Raw genomic sequence first — 13,573 nt, forward strand, 5'->3', positions numbered from 1 at the left:
GGTGCTTTTGTGTTCGTCTTATTCATGTCTTTAATTTTAATTGTCAATAATTAATGCTCTGGTTTAGTTTTTAAAAAATCGTCTATGCTTCTTTTTTGACGTAGGTGATGCCGTAAATGCATTTCGGAATACCGAAGCCAGTCTTGAGCGTTAAAATACCCATGACCCGGGTGTTTCGTTTTACCGATATGTTTACTGCTATTAGTTTTCTTCCAAATACTATTCATTTGTAGTTTTACTGCGCGTATTTTTTCTTGAAGCTGCAATTTGCTCTTGGGCTGTGGTAGATTTTCAGAAACAACTGGATCGCCTTTAATTTTTTCATCCGGGAATTCATTTTTTGCAAACATCATTTTCCCCGTCTCGTTCATTTCTTCGGAAGAGTTTTCATCATGACTCAAACAAATTTCGATCTGTTCAATATAATATTCTGTCTCATTGCAAAGATGTATGAATACTTGGCTAAGAGACCAGCTTTGACAATCCTGTTTAACAAGCAATACATCGAAATCATAGTACTCTAATTCAGTAATCCAAACTTCTATGGTACTGTTAAATTTTTCGATATAATTTTTCACAAACTGGGTTATTTATTTATTGTATGTTTGTAGTAACGTTTTAATATGGAGATCTGTTTTTAGCGCAAAGGGGTGGTAAAATTTTCATTGAATATAAGATTTATCGAATTAATCTCACCGGCAAAGAATAGATTTTCATTTAAAGAGTTTTGAAATGAGCACATAGGTTTTTATCCAACCATTAACACAAAGGGAAACGAATAGACTTATTACCGTTGAAATCATTTTTCTCATCCACTTAGGGACCATTAGCACCAATAGATGTACAATACACACAATTCAGGATATTTCGCTTTGACATGTTGATAAATATACTGTCGGGATTGTGATTTTAAAGGGTGTAAATACGGCATTCTACAGGGTTGATTGCGACAACTAGTTTAATTATTATTGTGCCATGAAAATTATTTCAATTCTCGTCCCCGATGGCGCCGCAGTAGTAGGTTGTATTGAAGGTGCATTCAAAATATTCAATCTTGCCAACATGTTTTTGGAAGAGAGCGGGAAACCGCCGTTATTCAAAGTGTTATTGGTTGGATTAAACACTGAACCACGGATTTACGACAAACTGTTCACTATAAAACCCGAACTTGCTTTTTCCAATGTTGAAAAAACTGACCTTATCATCATTCCTCCGGTAAATGGAGAAATGGAAAATGTCATCTCCATCAATAAGAAATTTTTTCCGTGGATTCATCAACAATATCAAGAAGGAGCTGATGTTGCAAGCCTCTGTGTGGGTGCTTTTTTGCTCGCATCGACAGGTTTGCTTAAAGGGAAAAAATGTTCTACCCATTGGGTTGCGGAGCATGATTTTAAAAAAATGTTTCCGGATATACATCTCGTCTCCGATAAAATCATTACGGATGAGCAAGGAGTGTACTCCAGCGGAGGAGCAAATTCATTCTGGAATTTGCTGTTATATCTCGTAGAAAAATACACTGATCGCACTATGGCTGTCCGTATTGCAAAATATTACGAATTAGAGATTGATCGTAACAGTCAGTCCTCGTTTATTATGTTCAAAGGACAAAAAGATCATGAGGATGAACAAATAAAAAAAGCACAAGAATATATTGAACAACACTTTAACGAGAAAATAACCGTTGACCAATTGGCGTCACTGTTTGCTATCGGTAGAAGAAACCTTGAGCGGAGATTTAAAAAGGCCACTTCCAATACTGTGGTGGAATATATTCAACGCGTAAAAATTGAAGTCGCGAAAATGAGCTTGGAATCGTCCCGCGAAAATGTAAATGAAGTGATGTATAAAGTTGGATATTCCGACACGAAAGCGTTTCGCACCACGTTTAAAAAAATTACCGGTTTATCGCCTGTTCAATACAGAAACAAATATAATCATCAAATTGCATACCAGCTTTTGTAACGCCCATGAATATTGCCGTTCTTCATCTCTCTATAAAAATTCGTCAAATCAAATTGGTGTCGTTTGTTCTTGTAATTTTTTTCATTCTCCACAACAGTTTTTTTCTTCATGCGCAGCAGAAAATAGCATCCAAAAATGATATTGTGGTGTTGCTTCATGGTTTAGGGCGGGGGAAAAGCATTATGGTACCGATGCAGGAGCAATTGAAGAACGATGGATTCTCTGTTGCTCTTGTTGATTATTCATCAATAGGGAAATCTCCGGATGAGATTCTGAAAGATATTTCGAAACAGGTGAAAGTGTTTATCGCTGATACAAATAATACTGTTCATTTTGTCGGCCATTCGCTTGGCGGATTGCTTATTCGAGCATATCTGGACAGCGTAAAATTACCGAATCTGGGAAAAGTAGTACTCATTGGCAGTCCAAGCAAAGGAACACCGTTTGTCGATCGTTTCCGCGATGCGTGGTGGTTAAAAATGGTAGGACCGACGGCGGTTTTATTAGGTACTGACGATAAAAGTTTTCCGCGGACACTTCGGCCACCCTATTATCCTGTCGGAATTATTGCAGGCATTTCCTCGGTAATTAATAATGATGATTTTATTCCGGGAGAAGATGACGGAATCGTTCCCGTCGAATCGACAAAGATCGAAGGAATGTCTGACTTCATTTTAGTAAAGGTTTCTCACTCTTCATTACCAAAAGATAAACTTGTCATTCGACAAACGATTGAATTTCTGAGGAATGGAAAATTTTTTCAAGAAATACCCATGCAACAAAAGTAATGATTCTTGCACGACGCCTCGTATCATCACCAACCATTACAATACTCTCCGAGTCCAATAATAGATACGCTAACCTTCGGAGGTATAATATGCTGAAATTGCTTTGTTATTCAATTTGCACAATGTTTTTATCAGCTCCGTCTCTTATGGCACAACAACATCATCTTCGTGTTGGGCAGCTTCCACCGGAAATCTCGTTCGTTTCATTTTCAAACGATAAATTCAAAACCATAAACGAGAACGATTTGAACGAAACTGTCTATCTCCTTGATTTCTGGGCAACCTGGTGTGCTCCATGTATAGCATCTATCCCGCATATGGATTCGCTCATGGCAGCATTTCGAGGAAGAAATGTGAAATTTATTTCCATCACCTATGAACCAAAATCGCTTGTGGAAAAATTTCTGCGTAAACATCCAATGAAGAGTGAAATTGGATTGGATGAGGATTTTGACATGTTTCAACGTTATAATGCCTGGGCGATCCCGAATATTGTGATGATCAATTCAAACGGAACGATTGCCGGACGGATTCATCCATCAAAACTAAATGAAAGCATCATTGAAGATCTCATTGAAGGAAAAGTGCCGCAAGTAAAAAATACACCGGAAGATCTTTTTGATCCGAAAAAGGCTGAGGAGTATTTCCGATCATCGATGAATATAAAGAAATGACTTTTCGTTTGTTCTTTGAAACAAAAATTGTGTGGGAAATCGACTATCAACCTTTCTCTTTATTCATACTCCACTCCAGCAAGCTCCATAATGTTTTGCGGTGCTTTTGGATCCCCGGAAAAGAATCCTTTTTCATATCCTCGTGTAAGAGCCCAGCGTTCAAGCCATGAAATGCCACCGCCGCCGTAAAATGTGTCGGGTGACCGATATGCTTCATCCTTCAACGCAACTTCAACGCTGATAAATGAATACCCTTCGGAGCGAATCATCGCACAGAGCGCGGAATAATAAAATGAGTTCAAACGATTAGAGTGGATTAACAAAACCTGTCTGATTGGCCTGTGAAATAATGTATCGGACATCCACTCAAAATATTTAAGCTCTTTTCTCATGTAGGTAATATATTGCTCGCCAACTGATTCCATCAACGCTGAATCGTTCTTTGCCAATGCTTTGTCGTACGCTGCAGAAAATATCCACTCCGCATTATCCACCGTTACCGGCGCAATTGTATAACCAAGCGAATCTAAAAAGGTATTGATTAAATTACGCGTACTGCTGTCTCTTCCGGTATGCAAATATGGGTGACGAAAATATTTCGGTCTCTTATTCTCCGTCGCATGCAGTTCTTTGATTGAGCGTTCACCGCGAAGAATATCTTCTTTCGCTTCGTTGACCGGAATTTGATTCTGACTTTTGTGCGCATATGTATGATTGCCGAGATCAACTCCCGCATCGAACCATAATTTTAATATTGCCATTCGCTCAGGATCACGCACACCAGTTACTTCCAGCTTATGTTCATTCACAAATGCTGTAACGGGTGTTTTTTCCCGTTTTATTTTCTCAAGAAGCCGTTCAACGATGGATCTCATTTCACTGTTTGAGACTTGTGAGGCAATATTCAGCGGAAGATCGTCCATCGTAATTGCAATTGTTTTATGATTGGAATGTAATTGTGATACATTAATTTGTGCTATTGCAATGATTAAAAATACAATTACTGAGTATCGTCGTAACATTTTTCCCCTTTTATTATTTATAACATTAACTCATCGATAATACCGACATTCTTTTTAATCTTCATAACATTTGGCTGAAAAACAAAAAGGCATCTCTGAGTTTTTGTTACTGCTTCTAAGTATATTTCCCAAGCGTTTAGATGTAGTCCATCTTCAAGAAGGACTATATCTCTATAAAGAGATAGTCGATTTAAGCTTTCTTACGCTAAATTTTATCATATCCTCGAAATCTCTAAGATTTCAAGGATATAACTTTTAAGAAATGTTTTGTTCTCCTCTCGTTCCCAATCTCTTGATTGGGAACGCTTGTTTTACAAGCTCTGCTTGCCGTTCGCTCCCAAACAGAGTTTGAAAAGAACGGCTCGTCACGAAGTGATCCCTTTGGGACAATAACCTCCACTGTTAATCTCCTCCTCAAAATTAAATTTTTTTCCTTACCTTGTCCCATTCACTCGATCTCATTTGTTATAAGAATGTAAATCAATTCTGCTTTCGGCAGAGGAGCATTCTTTAACAATAATTGAAAGGAAATAGCAATGGACGAATATATGTTAATCTTCAGGCATGAGGATGGGAACAAAGTCGCCTCGCCTGAGCAGATACAGATCTGGATGAAACAGACGATGGACTGGATCGGCGGGATTGCGGCGCAGAATAAATTTGTTGCCGGCAACGGTCTCCCATTTGCCGATGCACGTGTTGTGCGGACAAAAAATTCCAAACCAGTCGTCACGAACGGACCATTTGGCGAGATTAAAGAAACGCTTGGCGGATACATTGTCGTGAAAGCATCTTCCGTTGACGAAGCGGTAGAGTTCGCTAAGGGTTCCCCTGTGCTCCAGGGAGAAGGAAACAGTATTGAGGTAAGAAAAATTGCCAAGGGGGATGGGATTCATTAACATAGAAAAATAAAGTGTAACTACTCAGCAGAATTACATAAAAATTCAAAAACATGCCACCAAATCACAAAAACACGAAAGCGTGCAATAAGAATTTAAACCAATACCCCAAAAAGGTTGGTGAAGTTTTATGTTTTCGTGTTTTAGTGGCAAAAAATCATAAACGCTGAGTAGTTACAATAAAGTATGGTTAAGGATTCATGGTTCATAATTCACGCACTCTGGAATAGATGTACTATGAAACTTGAATCTTGAACCATGAATCATCTTATATGTCTCACGACGAACTCATTCCGCATCTCTTTCGGACAGAATACAGAAAAATTGTTTCCGTTCTTTGCCGTCGTTTTGGATTTGAGCATATTGAAACGGCGGAAGATATTACAAGCGATACTTTTTTAACAGCTGCGCAGACGTGGAGCTATGAAGGTGTTCCGGCAAACCCAAGTGCATGGCTTTACACGGTAGCAAAGAACAAAGCAAAGAATCATCTTCACCGCGTATCGCACTTTAGAGAAATAATTGCACCCGAACTGCTTAGTGAATCGTCTGGCGTTCATGAAATAGAGATCGATCTTTCTCCGGACAACATCAACGACAGCCAGCTGCAAATGATGTTTGCTCTCTCCCATCCTTCCCTTTCCCCTGAAGCGCAAATAGGATTATCGCTCCGTATTCTGTGCGGATTCGGGATTGACGAGATCGCCGATGCTTTCCTTACCAACAAAGAGACGATCAATAAACGGCTCTCCCGAGCAAAAGAAAAGCTTCGGGAAGGAAAGATTGTAATAGAATTTCCTGATCCCTCAGAGATTGACAATCGGTTAGAGAATGTGTTGAAGACGATCTATCTGCTTTTCAACGAAGGATATTATTCATCAAGTTCCAATACAACACTGCGGAACGATCTCTGCCTTGAAGCAATGCGTCTCTGCACAATGCTTGTTGAACACAAACAAACGAATACTCCGCCTGTGAACGCGCTTCTTGCGCTAATGTGTTTTCACGCGTCACGGTTCGATGCGCGGATTGATCAGAACGGTGAGATTATTTTGTATTACGATCAGGATGTAAATCTGTGGAATGCAGAGTTGATCAGCAAAGGAGCGTATTTTTTACACAACGCATCGACCGGAAGCAGACTTTCATCGTATCATCTGCAAGCCGCCATCGCATACTGGGGCACACAACAATCGGACAGTGTGGAAAAATGGGAAACGGTATTGCAGTTGTACAATCATTTGTTGCAGATAGAATATTCCCCCATTGCTGCTCTCAATAGAACGTTTGCACTTTCCAAAGTCTATGGAAAACAAAAAGCAATCGTTGAAGCGGAAAAGCTGAAGTTGACCGACAATCATTTCTACTATACGCTTCTTGGAGAGTTGTACGGAGATATCGACAGTGGAAAAGCGCTGAAGCATTTTACCTCAGCGCTATCGATGACAAAAACAGAGAACGACAAGAAACTCATTCAACGCAAGATTGATGAGCTACGATCTTCGTTACAATAGTAAAGCTGTTTTGTTCGTTAAAATATTTCCGTTCATTGACACACAAGGCGCTATTGAGTATTTTGTCCTTCACTGAAAAATCACCACGAAAGGAATGCCGCCGTGAATGCTGAAGAACAAAATGATAGAACAATGTTAAGCGCATTGAACAAACAGTTCATTAGAAATTTTATTACCAACGACGCCGATGCGCATGATAAAATTATCCATAAGGATTTTGTCTGCATTGAGAATTCGGGTGAGATCGTTGACAGGAAACGGTACATTGATGAATGGCGGCATGGATATAATCCGGCAATACTTTCCTCATTCATCGCCGGGGAGGAACATATCCGTCTCTTCGGAAACATTGCGCTGGTCAGATCGAAGACAACACATGTAAAGAAGATCAATGGAGTTGATACCACCGGACACACGATTTACACAGACACATACCTTAAAGAGAACGGCGAGTGGAAGTGTGTGCAGGCGCAGATTACACCGGTGGTTCAGTAGTTTTTTTCTTTCCGAAATAGCAAACGGAAGATGTTTTCATCAGACTTCGTCCTCTCCTCTCTTTTGCACAACCATTTGGTAGAATAACCGGCCATGAGCATCGTACTGCGAACTATTACACAAAACGATAACCGCGAAATTGCTGAACTCATTCGTACAGTGTTCCGCGAATTCAAGATTGATAAACCCGGTACGGTATATACCGATCCGACAACAGATGATCTTTATTCGCTCTTTCGTCGGGCTGGAAGTGTATATTGGATTGCAGAAGAGAACGGAATAATACTCGGCGGCTGTGGAATTTTTCCAACATCAGGACTCCCTGAAGGATACGCTGAACTAGTGAAATTCTACGTCTCTGTTTCCAGCAGAGGAAAGGGAATCGGCAATTTGCTGATGCAGCAGAGCATTGCGTCTGCAAGAGAGTTCGGTTATAAACAGATTTATCTTGAATCGTTTCCGGAGCTTTCAAAAGCTGTCAGTATGTATATCCGCTCCGGATTTACCTACCTCCCTCAGGCTTTAGGAAACTCCGGACATTTTGCATGTAATGTTTGGATGTTGAAGAATTTAGAATTATAAATATTTCTTCTAACCTTGTTTTTGTGTGCCCTTCTCTCCCTTGACTACCAAATGAAATGTCAGTACTTTTTTATGGCTGCAACATCACTAACCATCCGGAGACGTTATGAAAACACATAACGAACAAGCTCATAAAAGCGGTTCTTTCCCCATCGGTGGTATCACCCCAGGAAGACAATCTGATTGGTGGAAACACGGTCACATGAACGAAAAATTACGCGAGGGGAGTGCGGTTCATAATTCCGTCAAAACAGGATTATGGAAAACCTACAGTGCAAAGAACCCGGGAAAGAAGAAGTAACCTATCGTCATCCCAGCAATTATGCCGACACCCTTAACGGAGATGAGCAGCCAGAAATTTAGGTTCTGGTCGTTCATCTCCATGGCGCTTTTGGTGTTTGTACACGGATATAATCTTCACATTCGTTTTCTACAACCCTGGACAATTCCGGGAGAGCCGTTAACCTTCACAACATTCACGGAATATTTTTTAGCGAACGGGATATTTCGTTTCCGCATTCCGATGCTGTTTGTCATCTCCGGATTTTTATATGCCTTGCATGATCATCAGCCATACAAGCAGCGGATACAAAAACGTTTCCGCACGTTGATGCTCCCGTATCTCCTCTGGAGTGCCGTTGGATTGTTGCTGACATACTTCTTAGAACTCTTCCCTTTCAGCCGCGACATTGTTGCTTCAACAAACTTAACACGAATCGATGCGGAGCGATTATTCCTTCATGACCACCGTTGGTATGAACTTCTCGGACAATGGATCTTATTTCCGCTATCGTTCCAATTATGGTTCATTCGCGTATTATTTGTCTATAATCTTGCCTACCCGGCATTACGGTGGTGCGTTACTCATGCAACAGGCAGGGCATTCTTTTTTCCGACGGTGTTATTGATGTGGCTCAGTACGATGGGATTGTATTTCTTTGAAGGAGAAGGAATATTGTTTTTCTCACTGGGAATTTGGCTTCAGAAGAACAATTTCAATATCGATATTCCGCCTCGGTATTTGAATCCCATATTGTGGGGTTTCGTTTTTATCACGCTCAGTCTGGTGAAGACATGGCTTGCCTTTACAGACACATCGATGATGGGGAATGCTGTATATCCCTTGCTGATAATACTGCATAAGCTGATCATTGTCAGCGGACTGATAAGCGCTTGGTACGGAAGTGATAGAGTAGTCAACTGGTGTATGAAGAGGAGATGGTTTGTATGGTTAAGCGCCTTTTCATTTATTATTTATGCATTGCATGCGCCAGCAATCGTTTTTGCTGTTGAATGGAGTGCTCGGACGTTTCATTATTTTCCTTTGTATCGAATTCTAACATTTGTGATTCTTCCCACGGTTATCATTATCGTTTCCATCACCTTCGGTGCCTTGGTACGAAAAGCAATGCCACGAATATACGGCATATTGACCGGCGGAAGAGGATTATCTTAGAATACAAATTCATTCATCTGTATGATCATCATTACATTTTTCTGCTCTTTTCTCTTCCGCTCACTTGTCTTTCGCACAATCATTTGGTAAAATATTTTATTTGAAAGTACACCTAATGTCCGAAACAACCAAAACAGTGATCGCCATTCCCGGCAGTACACGAACACATTCTACACACTTAAACTTGATACGACGTATTGAAGAACTGGCAGCAGGAAAATTTCACCTGATTGTCTATCGGCACATTTCAGAGCTTCCTCATTTTAATCCTGATTTGGACAATGATACTCCACCGGAGAATGTTATCGATTTTCGCAAGCAATTAAAAGCATCGGATGGCATTTTAATCTGCACGCCGGAATACGCAATGGGTGTACCCGGTACTCTAAAAAATGCGCTTGATTGGACGGTTTCATCAGCAGATTTTTACCGTAAACCGACAGCATTGATCACGGCATCATCACAGGGATATAAAGGACATGCGGCGTTAATGGAGACACTGAATATTATCGGTTCAAACATTACCAACGACACTCAATTGATTATTCCTTTTGTAAAAACAGTTGTTGCGCAGGATGGAACCATCGCTGACGGTACAATAGAAGCAAAAGTAAATAGACTCATCACTTCTTTTCAGAAATTAATGATCTAATCACTGTCCTTCGGATAAAAACCAGTCTGTGCGGCAATGTTTCTGTATACTTTTTAAGAGATATTCTTGACAACGAAAGATTTCTTTTATACTTTTTCGCCAAGAGTGAACGGGAATTATTTTTGGGGAGAATGCGATAACTATATCGGGTACGAATGATCGGCAGCGAGACAACTATTTATCCTGGGTTCACCAAACTTTTTACGGAATCGTTTGCTTTTACAAATGATGAGTATAACGACTTGTTGTCCTGTTTCCATATCAAGCAAATCCGTAAAAAAGAATTCTACTTTAGAGCAGGCGAAACATGCCGTGTCCGTGCTTATCTCAACAGAGGCTGTATGCGAAACTTTGTTGTTGATGTGCAGGGACACGAACGGATCCTATTCTTCTCATTTGAGGATTGGTGGGTCGGAGATTTTGAAAGTTTTTATACGGGAAATCCGGGCACGAATTACGTACAGGCGTTGGAAGATTGCGAATTGTTAATCATCTCAAAGGAAGATTTTTTAAAAATAGAATCGAGAAACTCAAAACTTAAACAGTGGTATACATTTAAAATGGCTCGCTCTGCCAGCGCCTCATTAAAAAGGATTGAAGAATTACGGACTCTCTCAGCTGAAGAACGATATCTGCAGCTTCTCAAAAAACAACCGGACATATTTCAACGAATACCGCTACAATACATCGCTGCATATTTGAACATTGAACCGCAATCTCTCAGCCGGATGAGAAAACGGCTCGCGACAAAAACATAGACCATACCTCTCTTTATTGACCCCATCGTATTTCTTAACCTGGGTTAAGTACAAAATTCGTTTCGAAATGTATCTTTACTGTGAATTCACGACAAAATTATCCGATTTTAGAAAGGAGTGTTGTATGCAACAATCAATCTTGATCCGTGTGGTACCGAAAAATTTCTCCCAGTGGAGAACAGCCCATGACGAGTGCCGGGAAGCCCGGTTGGATTATGGTATGACGGACGGCCCTGTTTATCGTGATGAAACCGACCCAAACACCGTTCTTATCCATTTGAATGTTCAGAATATGGAGAAAGCAATGGGCTGGTTTAAAGATGAACGATTCAAAGCAGCGATTCAACGGGCAGGTATAGTATCGAGAGAGTTCTTTTTTACATCAACCAAAGACTAAGTACGATTTCAACATTGGTAGTTTTTGCACACTCCTTTCTATAATTTATAGTAAGCGAGTGTGCAAAAATGATTTTTATCTTGTTTCATGCTCGCGAACTTCTTTTTCTCTCATTCTCCTCTTACAGTCTTTATTTCCATTTTCGTTCTCTTGTCTTTTGAAGAATCATTTGGTAGACTTGTTCCTACAACCATGCGATTCCGATCTATCAAAAAGAACGATAACGCCGAAGTAGCTGCATTAATCCGAAAAGTATTCCGCGAATTTAAGATCGATATGCCGGGAACCGTGTATACCGATCCAACAACAGATGATTTATACACGCTCTTTCAAATGCCGGAAAGTGTTTATTGGATAGCAGAAGAAAACGGCATTATTGTCGGAGGATGCGGAATATTCCCCACGCCAGGTTTACCGGAAGGATGTGTTGAACTCGTAAAATTTTATGTTGCAGCAGAGTATCGCGGTAAAGGTGTGGGAAATGTACTGATGCAGAAAAGTATTGAATCCGCAAAGGAACTTGGCTACAAACAAATGTATCTTGAATCATTTCCTGAATTGAATAAAGCGGTTAGCATGTACATCCGTAATGGTTTTACCTATCTTTCCCATGCTCTTGGAAATTCGGGTCATTATGCGTGTAAAATCTGGATGGTAAAGGATTTGACAAAAGAAAAAACTTAATTGTGAGACTGGCATATTGAATCCAAAATAGAATAAGTGTAAATAGCTTCGTGGAATTATACATTAACAAGCAGGAGATATAATGAGTTCATCATTACCATACATTCTTGCATTAGACCAAGGAACAACAAGCAGTCGTAGCATTGTCTTTGATCATCATGGCAATATCATCAGTACCGCTCAAAAAGAATTTCGTCAAATATTTCCGCTGCCGGGATGGGTTGAACACGACGCTGAAGAGATTTGGAAAACGCAGTTGGAGACGATAAAACTCGCTCTCTCTCAGAAAAATATCACCATGCAGCAGATTGCCGGCATTGGCATTACCAATCAACGGGAAACAACCGTCGTATGGGAACGGAGCACCGGCAAACCGATCTATCACGCAATTGTATGGCAAGACCGACGCACTGCGTCGTACTGCGATGAATTGAAATCAAAAGGTCATAGTGTATCCATTCAACAAAAAACCGGATTAATCATTGATGCTTACTTTTCCGGGACAAAACTGAAATGGATTTTGGATAACGTCCAAGGCGCAAGGACAAGAGCAGAAAAAGGAGAGTTAGCGTTTGGCACAATTGATTCGTGGTTAGTCTGGAATTTAAGCGGCGGAGCACTTCATCTGACGGATGTTTCTAATGCATCACGAACTATGGTATTCAACATTCATACATGCCAATGGGACGAAGAATTGTTGAACCTGCTTTCTATTCCAAAGAACATTCTTCCAAAGGTTGAAGCATCAAGCAACATTTACGGCACGACGGCGAAAAATATTTCTGAGACTCCGGTACCGATTGCCGGTATTGCTGGAGATCAGCAGGCGGCACTGTTCGGTCAATTATGCACGCAGCCGGGAATGGTAAAAAATACATACGGCACCGGTTGTTTTATGCTGATGAATACCGGCACAAAAGCAATCACATCAAAAAACAATCTGCTAACTACCATTGCGTGGAACGTGAACGGGAAAACAGAATATGCTCTTGAAGGAAGCGTATTTATTGCAGGAGCTGTTGTGCAATGGTTACGTGATAGTTTTAAGATTATTAAAACTTCAAGTGAAGTTGAACCGTTAGCAAACAGTGTTGCGGATAACGGTGGAGTATATATTGTTCCCGCATTTGCGGGATTGGGTGCACCGCACTGGAATCAGCATGCTCGCGGATCTGTTTTTGGTTTGACTCGTGGCTCTTCCGATGCGCATATAGCTCGTGCCGCACTGGAAAGCATCTGCTATCAAACATACGATGTTCTAAAAGCGATGGAAGCCGATTCGGGAATCAATATCGCCGAATTGCGTGTGGATGGAGGTGCAACAGCAAATAATTTGTTGATGCAGTTTCAATCCGATATTCTCGGTGTGAATGTTGTCCGTCCGACCATTACAGAGACCACCGCGCTCGGGGCCGCATATTTAGCGGGACTAGCTGTGGGTTACTGGAAAAATATGGATGATATTAAAGAACAATGGCAGGTGAATAAAAAGTTTTCTCCAAATATGGAAAAAGAAAAAGTAGAGACTCTTTTACAAGGATGGCAGCGCGCAGTAAAAGCGGCAATTGCCTGGGCATCCTGACTTTATTAAAAGTACCGTGAATAAAAATCCTTTTAATCGTCAATACATGATCTCCCGGATTCAATCCGAGAAAGAGTGGGATCTCTGTATCATCGGCGGAGGGGC

16 protein-coding genes are annotated in these 13,573 nt (G+C 40.6%); 14 read left to right on the forward strand and 2 right to left on the reverse strand.

Features of this window, described 5'->3' with window-relative positions:
* Positions 1-50: 50 nt before the first annotated feature.
* Entirely contained in the window at positions 51-578 is a 528-nt protein-coding gene (locus WDA22_16995; protein MFA5835178.1) for a DinB family protein, read from the reverse strand.
* Between the two features lie 397 nt (positions 579-975).
* Between WDA22_16995 and WDA22_17000 the strand changes: the two genes are divergently transcribed.
* The 3 genes from WDA22_17000 (at position 976) to WDA22_17010 (ending at position 3,427) form a co-directional block, all read left to right on the forward strand.
* Entirely contained in the window at positions 976-1,965 is a 990-nt protein-coding gene (locus WDA22_17000; GenBank protein MFA5835179.1) for a helix-turn-helix domain-containing protein, read from the forward strand.
* 5 nt (positions 1,966-1,970) lie between these two features.
* Positions 1,971-2,753, forward strand: a complete 783-nt coding sequence (locus WDA22_17005) for an alpha/beta fold hydrolase (GenBank protein ID MFA5835180.1) — start codon at positions 1,971-1,973, stop codon at positions 2,751-2,753.
* A gap of 89 nt (positions 2,754-2,842) precedes the next feature.
* The gene (locus WDA22_17010; protein ID MFA5835181.1) at positions 2,843-3,427 is read left to right on the forward strand and encodes a TlpA disulfide reductase family protein; all 585 of its coding nucleotides are present in this window, start codon (positions 2,843-2,845) and stop codon (positions 3,425-3,427) included.
* A gap of 59 nt (positions 3,428-3,486) precedes the next feature.
* On the opposite strand, the gene WDA22_17015 is transcribed toward WDA22_17010, so the two are convergent.
* Positions 3,487-4,449 carry a polysaccharide deacetylase family protein gene (locus WDA22_17015; protein MFA5835182.1) on the reverse strand — a complete coding sequence of 321 codons (963 nt, stop codon included), beginning with the start codon at positions 4,447-4,449 and terminating at the stop codon, positions 3,487-3,489.
* A 536-nt stretch (positions 4,450-4,985) separates the two neighbouring features.
* Between WDA22_17015 and WDA22_17020 the strand changes: the two genes are divergently transcribed.
* The 11 genes from WDA22_17020 to glpK all read left to right on the forward strand — a co-directional run bounded on the left by WDA22_17020 (position 4,986) and on the right by glpK (position 13,468).
* Complete coding sequence (locus WDA22_17020; protein MFA5835183.1) at positions 4,986-5,348, forward strand: YciI family protein; 363 nt, start codon at positions 4,986-4,988, stop codon at positions 5,346-5,348.
* A gap of 272 nt (positions 5,349-5,620) precedes the next feature.
* Entirely contained in the window at positions 5,621-6,862 is a 1,242-nt protein-coding gene (locus WDA22_17025) for a sigma-70 family RNA polymerase sigma factor (GenBank protein ID MFA5835184.1), read from the forward strand.
* Positions 6,863-6,964: 102 nt separating this feature from the next.
* Complete coding sequence (locus WDA22_17030; GenBank protein MFA5835185.1) at positions 6,965-7,357, forward strand: nuclear transport factor 2 family protein; 393 nt, start codon at positions 6,965-6,967, stop codon at positions 7,355-7,357.
* Between the two features lie 93 nt (positions 7,358-7,450).
* Entirely contained in the window at positions 7,451-7,939 is a 489-nt protein-coding gene (locus WDA22_17035) for a GNAT family N-acetyltransferase (protein ID MFA5835186.1), read from the forward strand.
* Between the two features lie 106 nt (positions 7,940-8,045).
* On the forward strand, positions 8,046-8,240 hold the full coding sequence (locus tag WDA22_17040) for a hypothetical protein (protein MFA5835187.1): 195 nt from the start codon (positions 8,046-8,048) through the stop codon (positions 8,238-8,240).
* Between the two features lie 21 nt (positions 8,241-8,261).
* Positions 8,262-9,395, forward strand: a complete 1,134-nt coding sequence (locus WDA22_17045) for an acyltransferase (GenBank protein MFA5835188.1) — start codon at positions 8,262-8,264, stop codon at positions 9,393-9,395.
* A 115-nt stretch (positions 9,396-9,510) separates the two neighbouring features.
* On the forward strand, positions 9,511-10,047 hold the full coding sequence (locus WDA22_17050; GenBank protein ID MFA5835189.1) for an NADPH-dependent FMN reductase: 537 nt from the start codon (positions 9,511-9,513) through the stop codon (positions 10,045-10,047).
* A gap of 155 nt (positions 10,048-10,202) precedes the next feature.
* A complete protein-coding gene (locus tag WDA22_17055; protein ID MFA5835190.1) occupies positions 10,203-10,805 on the forward strand; it encodes a Crp/Fnr family transcriptional regulator in 603 nt (200 codons plus the stop codon).
* A gap of 124 nt (positions 10,806-10,929) precedes the next feature.
* Positions 10,930-11,202 carry a hypothetical protein gene (locus WDA22_17060; protein MFA5835191.1) on the forward strand — a complete coding sequence of 91 codons (273 nt, stop codon included), beginning with the start codon at positions 10,930-10,932 and terminating at the stop codon, positions 11,200-11,202.
* An 87-nt stretch (positions 11,203-11,289) separates the two neighbouring features.
* Positions 11,290-11,886, forward strand: a complete 597-nt coding sequence (locus tag WDA22_17065) for a GNAT family N-acetyltransferase (GenBank protein MFA5835192.1) — start codon at positions 11,290-11,292, stop codon at positions 11,884-11,886.
* Positions 11,887-11,968: 82 nt separating this feature from the next.
* Entirely contained in the window at positions 11,969-13,468 is a 1,500-nt protein-coding gene (gene glpK / locus WDA22_17070; protein ID MFA5835193.1) for a glycerol kinase GlpK, read from the forward strand.
* Positions 13,469-13,573: the final 105 nt, after the last annotated feature.

The organism is Bacteroidota bacterium (genome assembly GCA_041658205.1).
Lineage (GTDB): Bacteria > Bacteroidota > Ignavibacteria > UBA10030 > UBA8401 > UBA8401.

What these genes read in the sequence shown, in the direction of transcription:
- WDA22_17000 (MFA5835179.1), top strand. Translation starts at nt 976, where the DNA reads ATGAAAATTATTTCAATTCTCGTCCCCGATGGCGCCGCAGTAGTAGGT.
- WDA22_17005 (MFA5835180.1), top strand. Translation starts at nt 1,971, where the DNA reads ATGAATATTGCCGTTCTTCATCTCTCTATAAAAATTCGTCAAATCAAA.
- WDA22_17010 (MFA5835181.1), top strand. Translation starts at nt 2,843, where the DNA reads ATGCTGAAATTGCTTTGTTATTCAATTTGCACAATGTTTTTATCAGCT.
- WDA22_17015 (MFA5835182.1), bottom strand. Translation starts at nt 4,449, where the DNA reads ATGTTACGACGATACTCAGTAATTGTATTTTTAATCATTGCAATAGCA.
- WDA22_17020 (MFA5835183.1), top strand. Translation starts at nt 4,986, where the DNA reads ATGGACGAATATATGTTAATCTTCAGGCATGAGGATGGGAACAAAGTC.
- WDA22_17025 (MFA5835184.1), top strand. Translation starts at nt 5,621, where the DNA reads ATGTCTCACGACGAACTCATTCCGCATCTCTTTCGGACAGAATACAGA.
- WDA22_17035 (MFA5835186.1), top strand. Translation starts at nt 7,451, where the DNA reads ATGAGCATCGTACTGCGAACTATTACACAAAACGATAACCGCGAAATT.
- WDA22_17040 (MFA5835187.1), top strand. Translation starts at nt 8,046, where the DNA reads ATGAAAACACATAACGAACAAGCTCATAAAAGCGGTTCTTTCCCCATC.
- WDA22_17045 (MFA5835188.1), top strand. Translation starts at nt 8,262, where the DNA reads ATGCCGACACCCTTAACGGAGATGAGCAGCCAGAAATTTAGGTTCTGG.
- WDA22_17050 (MFA5835189.1), top strand. Translation starts at nt 9,511, where the DNA reads ATGTCCGAAACAACCAAAACAGTGATCGCCATTCCCGGCAGTACACGA.
- WDA22_17055 (MFA5835190.1), top strand. Translation starts at nt 10,203, where the DNA reads ATGATCGGCAGCGAGACAACTATTTATCCTGGGTTCACCAAACTTTTT.
- WDA22_17060 (MFA5835191.1), top strand. Translation starts at nt 10,930, where the DNA reads ATGCAACAATCAATCTTGATCCGTGTGGTACCGAAAAATTTCTCCCAG.
- WDA22_17065 (MFA5835192.1), top strand. Translation starts at nt 11,290, where the DNA reads ATGCTCGCGAACTTCTTTTTCTCTCATTCTCCTCTTACAGTCTTTATT.
- glpK (MFA5835193.1), top strand. Translation starts at nt 11,969, where the DNA reads ATGAGTTCATCATTACCATACATTCTTGCATTAGACCAAGGAACAACA.